The sequence below is a fragment of the Mesorhizobium sp. B2-5-4 genome, assembly GCF_006441095.1.
In the GTDB taxonomy this organism is placed as follows: Bacteria; Pseudomonadota; Alphaproteobacteria; order Rhizobiales; family Rhizobiaceae; genus Mesorhizobium; species Mesorhizobium salmacidum.
This window is the reverse complement of record NZ_VFUR01000048.1, coordinates 1-6,752: the sequence shown is the minus strand read 5'-3', so window position 1 is coordinate 6,752 and position 6,752 is coordinate 1. Positions and strand designations below refer to the sequence as shown.

Annotated in this window: 7 protein-coding genes; 4 read left to right on the top strand and 3 right to left on the bottom strand. The window is 65.7% G+C overall.

The window, feature by feature from the left end; translation table 11 throughout:
• The first annotated feature begins 251 nt into the window (after positions 1 to 251).
• The 4 genes from FJ492_RS28535 to dnaQ all read left to right on the top strand — a co-directional run bounded on the left by FJ492_RS28535 (position 252) and on the right by dnaQ (position 3,114).
• Positions 252 to 851: a Maf-like protein gene (locus FJ492_RS28535; RefSeq protein ID WP_140717812.1), complete on the top strand. Its 600-nt coding sequence runs from the start codon at positions 252 to 254 to the stop codon at positions 849 to 851.
• Complete coding sequence (locus FJ492_RS28530; RefSeq protein WP_140773671.1) at positions 844 to 1,698, top strand: shikimate dehydrogenase; 855 nt, start codon at positions 844 to 846, stop codon at positions 1,696 to 1,698. Before FJ492_RS28535 ends, FJ492_RS28530 begins: the two co-directional genes overlap by 8 nt.
• Entirely contained in the window at positions 1,695 to 2,288 is a 594-nt protein-coding gene (coaE, locus tag FJ492_RS28525; protein ID WP_140752947.1) for a dephospho-CoA kinase, read from the top strand. The genes FJ492_RS28530 and coaE overlap by 4 nt, the downstream gene beginning before the upstream one ends.
• Before the next feature lie 97 nt (positions 2,289 to 2,385).
• Entirely contained in the window at positions 2,386 to 3,114 is a 729-nt protein-coding gene (gene dnaQ / locus FJ492_RS28520) for a DNA polymerase III subunit epsilon (protein ID WP_140773669.1), read from the top strand.
• Here dnaQ and FJ492_RS28515 read toward each other — a convergent pair.
• The 3 genes from FJ492_RS28515 to FJ492_RS28500 all read right to left on the bottom strand — a co-directional run bounded on the left by FJ492_RS28515 (position 3,109) and on the right by FJ492_RS28500 (position 6,436).
• Positions 3,109 to 4,080 carry an alpha/beta hydrolase gene (locus FJ492_RS28515; RefSeq protein ID WP_140773666.1) on the bottom strand — a complete coding sequence of 324 codons (972 nt, stop codon included), beginning with the start codon at positions 4,078 to 4,080 and terminating at the stop codon, positions 3,109 to 3,111. The two genes, dnaQ and FJ492_RS28515, sit on opposite strands and share 6 nt — an antisense overlap.
• An 18-nt stretch (positions 4,081 to 4,098) precedes the next feature.
• Complete coding sequence (locus tag FJ492_RS28510; protein WP_140773664.1) at positions 4,099 to 4,779, bottom strand: isochorismatase family protein; 681 nt, start codon at positions 4,777 to 4,779, stop codon at positions 4,099 to 4,101.
• A gap of 352 nt (positions 4,780 to 5,131) precedes the next feature.
• Entirely contained in the window at positions 5,132 to 6,436 is a 1,305-nt protein-coding gene (locus FJ492_RS28500) for a Xaa-Pro peptidase family protein (protein ID WP_140773660.1), read from the bottom strand.
• Positions 6,437 to 6,752 lie beyond the last annotated feature (316 nt).

The following is a 6,752-nucleotide window of genomic DNA, read 5'->3' as shown; positions in this document are numbered from 1 at the left end:
CCAAGGCGGCCCGATCGCCTTTCAAAAAACGCCCATGCATCACGTGCGCCAAATATCGGCTCCCGTGCAAAGGCCTCACAAGGGGAGAAGGAAGAACGCGGCGCCACCGTACCCGCAGATACCGCCAGGTGGCGATTTGCAGCGGCGCCCGCGCAGGAACTTCCCTTCTGCCCTTGTGTGGGAGAAGGTGGCCGAGCGCAGCTCGGACGGATGAGGGGTGCGCGACGGAACACCAACCCTGGTGAGTCAGCATGACAGAAAAAATCATCCTCGCTTCGGGCAGCCCGTTCCGCAAGGCGATGCTGGTCGATGCCGGCGTCGACATCGAGGCGGTTCCCGCGACGCTGGACGAGCGGGCGCTGGAAGCCCCTTTGCAGGACAGCGGCGCCTCGCCAGAGGACGTCGCCCTGGTGCTCGCCGAAGCCAAGGCCACCGAAGTCAGCGAGCGCCGGCCCGGCGCGCTGGTGCTCGGCTGCGACCAGACGCTGTCCTTGGGCGACGAGGTGTTCCACAAGCCCGCCGACATGGAGGGCGCGCGCCGCCATCTCCTGGCGCTGTCGGGCAGGACCCATCAGCTCAACAGCGCCGCAGTGCTGGTGCGCGACGGCAAGGTGCTGTGGCGCCATGTCGGCATCGCCTCGATGACCATGCGCAAGCTCGACCCCGCCTTCATCGGCCGGCATCTCGCCAGGGTTGGCGCCAAGGCATTGTCGAGCGTCGGCGCGTATCAAATCGAAGGCGAAGGCGTCCAGCTGTTCGAAAAAATCGAAGGCGACCATTTTACCATTGTCGGCCTGCCACTGCTGCCGTTGCTGGCGGAGCTCCGTACCTTGGGAGCTATCGATGGCTGAAGCAATGAAGAAGGCCTTCGTCACCGGCCATCCGATAAAACATTCGCGCTCGCCGATGATCCACGGCCACTGGCTGGCCAAGCACGGCATTGACGGCAGCTACCAGGCGATCGACGTGGCACCGCGGGATTTCGCCGATTTCCTGGCGAACATGCAGGCCAACGGCTATCGCGGCGGCAACGTCACCATCCCGCACAAGGAGGCGGCCTTTGCCCGGGTCTCGCGCCGCGACCATGCGGCGGACGAGATCGGCGCCGTCAACACGCTGTGGCTCGATGACGGCACTTTGTGGGGCGGCAACACCGACGGCCATGGCTTTGCCGCCAATCTCGACGACTACGCCGCGGGCTGGGCCAATGGCCCGGCCGTGGTGCTGGGTGCCGGCGGCGCTTCCCGTGCCGTCATCCACGCCTTGAAGGAGCGCGGCGTCGGCGACATCCGCATCGTCAACCGCACGCTCGCCCGGGCGATTGAATTGCGCGACCGCTTTGGCGCCGGCGTTTCGGCGCACGAACTGGCCGCGACCGCCGAATTGTTGGGCGACGCCGGCCTGCTGGTCAACACCACCGCGTTGGGCATGCAGGGCAATGAGGGTTTGCCCGCCGACCCCACGCTGCTGCCCGACCATGCCGTGGTCAACGACATCGTCTACGTGCCGCTCGAGACCCCGCTGCTCGCGGCCGCACGGGCACGGGGGCTGAAGACGGTCGACGGGCTCGGCATGCTGCTCAACCAAGCGGTGCCAGGCTTCGAGCGCTGGTTCGGCGTCAGGCCGAAGGTTACGGCCGAGCTCCGCGCGCTCATCGTTGCCGATCTTGTGCCCAAGTCTCCGGCGTCGAAACCATGATCGTGCTCGGCCTCACCGGCTCGATTGGCATGGGCAAGTCGACGACGGCCAAGATGTTCGCCGAGGCCGGCGTGCCGGTGCATGATTCCGACGAGACGGTGCATCGCCTCTATGCCGGCAAGGCGGCCCCCCTGGTTGAGGCCGCCTTTCCCGGCACCACCGTTGACGGAAGCGTCGACCGCGCAAAACTCGCCGCCCGTGTGCTCGGCGATGCGGCGGCCTTGAAAAAGCTCGAAGCCATCATCCATCCGCTGGTCCGCGCCGATGCCGATGCCTTCCTGGCCAGGCATCGTAACGCCGGCGAATCGATCGCGGTCCTCGACATCCCGCTGCTGTTCGAAACCGGCGGCCGTGGCCGGGTCGACAAGGTCGTCGTCGTCACCGCGCCGGCCGAAGTCCAGCGCCAGCGCGTGCTGGCGCGGCCGGGCATGAGCGAGGAAAAGCTGGCGTCGATCCTGGCCAAGCAGGTGCCGGATGCCGAAAAGCGCCGGCTGGCCGATTTCGTCATCGACACCGGCGAGGGGCTGGAGGCTGCGCGTGCCGCGGTCGCGGCGATTATTGCCGAAATCAAGGGGGGTTCTGGCCGCTAGCTTTTTCCTTCTCCCACAAGGGAAAAGGAAAAGAGGCATTGCCCATTGCCATTTTGTTCCGGTCTGACGATTCTGCTCCCAGGAGCGACCTGATTCGATGCGTGAGATTATTTTCGATACGGAAACCACCGGCCTCGATTCGCGCGACGACCGCGTGATCGAGCTTGGCGGCGTCGAGTTGGTCAATCGTTTTCCGACCGGCAGGACCTTCCATCACTATATCAACCCGCAAGGCCGCGCGATCCACGCCGAGGCGCAGTCCGTGCACGGCATCAGCGCGGCTGACCTCGCGGGCAAGCCGAGCTTCGCCGAAATTGCCGAGGAATGGCTGAAATTCACGGAAGGCGCCAAGCTGGTCGCCCACAACGCCACGTTCGATGTCGGCTTCCTCAATGTCGAATTCGGCCGGCTCGGCCACCCCCCTGTCGACAACGGGCTTGTCGTCGACACGCTGGCCCTGGCGCGCCGCAAGCACCCGATGGGTCCCAATTCGCTCGACGCGCTGTGCCGGCGCTACGGCATCGACAACACGAAGCGCACCAAGCACGGCGCCCTGCTCGATTCCGAATTGCTGGCAGAGGTCTATATCGAACTGATCGGTGGCAAGCAGGCGGCGCTGATCCTCGACAGCGCAAGCGCACCGGCGCGGGGCGGCGACAATGTCCGCCAGATCGAGATCATCGTCGCCGAACGGCCGGCGCCACTGCTGCCGCGTCTCACTGAAGCAGAGCGCGCGGCGCATGCAGCCATGGTTGCAACGCTCGGCGACAAGGCGCTGTGGCTGAAAGCCTTCCCCCAGGAAGCAGCCCAAGCGCTGTCCTCATAAAACCGTCCGGCGAGCGGCCTCAGTAGGCCACTCCCCCCGGCCCAGCGCGGCGACCGCCGCGACGATACGCCCAAAGGCTTCCGCCGCGGCCGGCACGGTCGTGCGGGCGCGCAAAAAACTGTGCACGAGGCGGGGCTCCTCATCCCACCAGGCTTTGCCGCCGGCTTCCAGGATGCGATCGCGATAGGCCTCGCCGTCCGACGATAGCGGATCGCACTCCGCCGTGATGATCACCGTAGGCGGCAGGCCGGAGAAATCGCGGTCGCGCAACGGCGAGAAGGTCGGATCGTCGGGCGATTGCTTCCTGGCTGACCTGACGTCGCGGTAGAAGGCGGCATCGCCTGTCGACAGCAGCGGCGCGTCAGCGTGTTCGACATAGGAGTCCATCGCCTCGTTGCCGCCGAGATCGGGATAGATCAGCACCTGGCCGATCGCGGCGCGCGGATGGTGACGCGTGGCCTGTGCCACCGCCGCCGCCAGGTTGCCGCCGGCACTTTCGCCGCAGAGCACGAGCGGCAGATCGCTTGCAGCCGCCCATTCGAAAGCCGCCAGCGCATCGTCGAAGGCGGCGGGGTGAAGGTGCTCGGGTGCGAGCCGGTAGTCGACCGACAGCACGTCGAAGCCGGTGCCGGCGCAGATTTCGGCGCAGATGTCGTCATGGCTTTCGAGCCCGCCGAGGATGAAACCGCCGCCGTGGAAATAGAGCACCGTCGCACGCGGCGCCGCGCCGGCGAGCCGATAGCGGCGGACCGGGATGCCATTCTTCGAAGCGGCGATCAGGCTGTCGCTGGCCTTGACCCCGGGTGGACGGCCCTGGTGGAAAGCCCGGCACATCCTGGCATAGACCGCGCGCTGCTTTTCGACCGGCAGGCCGGCGATTTCGGGCGGATACCAGGCGTTGATGCTGTCGATATAGGCCCAAAGTGCCGGATCGAGCCAAGGTCCGTATTTGCCGCGGCTGGTCATTTCACTCCGAGGGGCACGTCAAAGCTCGGCATAGAGGCGGGCGGCGTTTTCAAAGGTGAAGCGCAGGGGTACGGAGCCCTGGACCTGCCAGACGGTGACCGTCTCGCCGGCCAGCAGCCGGCAGGCGCCGTCGGTGTCGGTGACGGCGCCGCCATAGAGCCGATTGGCAAGGTTGAGGATGCCGGTCTGGTGCATGGCCGCGCTGCCGCTGCCGCAGGCATCCTTGACCAAAAGCACGCGAAAGCCCTTCGCCACCGCGTCCTTGACCGACGCGTCGATGCAGGCCTCGGTCCACACGCCAGCGATGACCAGCCATTCGATGCCGGAAGCCTTGAGCCGGGCGCCCGCCGGACCGGAGCGGAAGGCGCTGGCCTCCGCCTTGATCAGCAGCGCCTCGCCATCCGCCGGCGCCACCTCGCGGCAGATTTCGGTCAGCGGGTCGCTCTTGTCGGAAAAGGCCGACTTGCCGTCTTCGCCGACCGGATGAAAGGGCCGGTCCTGGTTGTCGAGATCGACAATATAGGCCCAGTGCTGAAGCGGCACATGGTTCTGCCGCGCCGTTGCCTGCAGGCGCTGCACATTGGCGAGGACTTTTTCGTAGTCCTCGACGAGATAGCGCGGGTCCTGCCGGTGCTCTTCCTGCAGGTCGATGAAGATGGCGGCCACCGTGCCGCGCTTGATCGAGATAGGGCTTTTCATGCAGATGCGCCTGGGCAGCGGTCGGCCAACGCGAGTTGGCGCAGCCGGTGGCGATTGACCGGCGGCTCCTCGTCATCCACGGGGCGAAGCAGCAGCGAAGCTCCGTCGCGGAGACCCCTGGAGCTGCTCCGCAGCCCAAGGGATCCATGCCGTGACGCTGGCCAGAGGGCGGAGCGGGGCAGAATATGGACCGTTGCGACGCTCGGCAGTCCCGGCATGGATCCCTTGGGCTGCGGAGCAGCTCCAGAGGTCTGCGCCGCGTCGCTGCGCGCCTTGCTCCTCCCTAGAATGACGAAGCGATGGGCGTTTGCGCCAGCCGAAAAGGCGACGTCACCGAGTGCGGCAGCGGAGGTCAAACCTCTTTCTCCAAAAACTCGTCCTCGTAGGGGAAGCGCGACAGAAGCTCGGTGCCGGTGTCGGTGATCAGGATCTCGTCCTCCAGCTTGACGCCCTCGCGGCCGCCCTTCTCGCCAATATAGCTTTCCACGCTCACCACCATGCCTGGCACGATATGGCCGTCGCGGCCATAGGTCTCGTAATCCATGGCATGCGCGATGAACGGTGTCTCGCCATGCATGCCGACGCCATGCATGACCGAGGTGTAGCGCTGGTCGACGAAACGGTCCGGAATCTTCCACGCCTTCTCGGCGATCTCGCGGAAGGCCATGCCGGGTTTGACGATCGAAATGTTGTGCTGAACCTGATCGTGCGCCATGCGGTAGAGCGACTTCTGATAGGGGGTCGGCTTGCCCGGCCCGCAGCGGAAGGTACGCGAGAAGTCCGAGTAGTAGCCATAGCAGCCGATCGTGTCGGTATCGAGCGCCAGCAACTCGCCGGGCCTGATCTTGCGGCCGCTGGCCTCGTTGAACCACGGGTTGGTGCGCTGGCCCGAGGTCAGCAGCCGGGTCTCGATGAACTCGCCGCCCTGGCGGATAACCTCGCCATACATGATGGCGAACAGCTCGTTTTCGGATACGCCGGGCTTGATCGCCTCACGCACCGCATAGACCGCAGCCTCGGCGCCGGCCATCGACACCTGCAGGCATTTCACCTCCTCAGGCGTCTTCACCGCGCGCACGGCCAAAATCTCGCCCTGGCAATCCCGAACCTCGCAGCCGCGCTTTTCAAGCGCCAGGGCCTGCAGATGGCTGCAGCGGTCGAGCCCGAGCTTCATCGAGCCGCCGCCATGCTTCTTCAACAGCTCGGCGATCTCGTCGGCGAAGGGACCGGCGGTTTCGTCGTCGCGGCCCGACACGGAAGACCAGACAAGCTTGGAAGGCCGCGCCTCGTCGATCGTGTCGAGCACCATGGAGACATGGTAGCTCTGCGGATATTCGAACAGCACGATCGGCCCGTCGGCCGGAATGAAGAAATAGCGGGTCGAGTTGCGCAGGAAGTAGCCGAACATGTTGCGCGAGCCGGTGGCGTAACGCTGGTTATAGGGGTCGAACAGCACCACGCCGCCATAGCCGGCCTCGCGCATCCAGCCGCGCAGTTTCGCCAGCCGGCCTTTGCGCAAGGCGTCGGCATCGATGAAGGACGGTTCCGTATCCGACAGCCACATGCCGCCCGCCGGATCGGCGGCGGCGGGGTGGCGCATGCGGTCCTTGAAGTCGACGTCCTCGGTGCTGTCGGGGTCGAATACGACGATGCTCATGGGGGTGCCTGGCCTGGGGTGGGTTGCAAGGCGTGACCATGGCGCAGCAGGCGCGGAGGGATTGTGCGGAAAACCGCGTGGGTTGTGCGGAATGCCGCTGGAGATGCGGAACGCTAGCGGGACAGCGCCCCCCTCTGGCCTGCCGGCCATCCCCCCCTCAAGTGGGGAGATTGGCAGCTTCGCCAACCTCGCCTTCTTGTTCAACGGTGGAGGATTGGCGAAAGCCCGGACAACATTCGATCTCCCCCTTGAGGGCAGGGGAATCGCATATGGCGTTTTGGGAGTTGAAATTGGTCTGAGAAGAGATTCTTTGGGA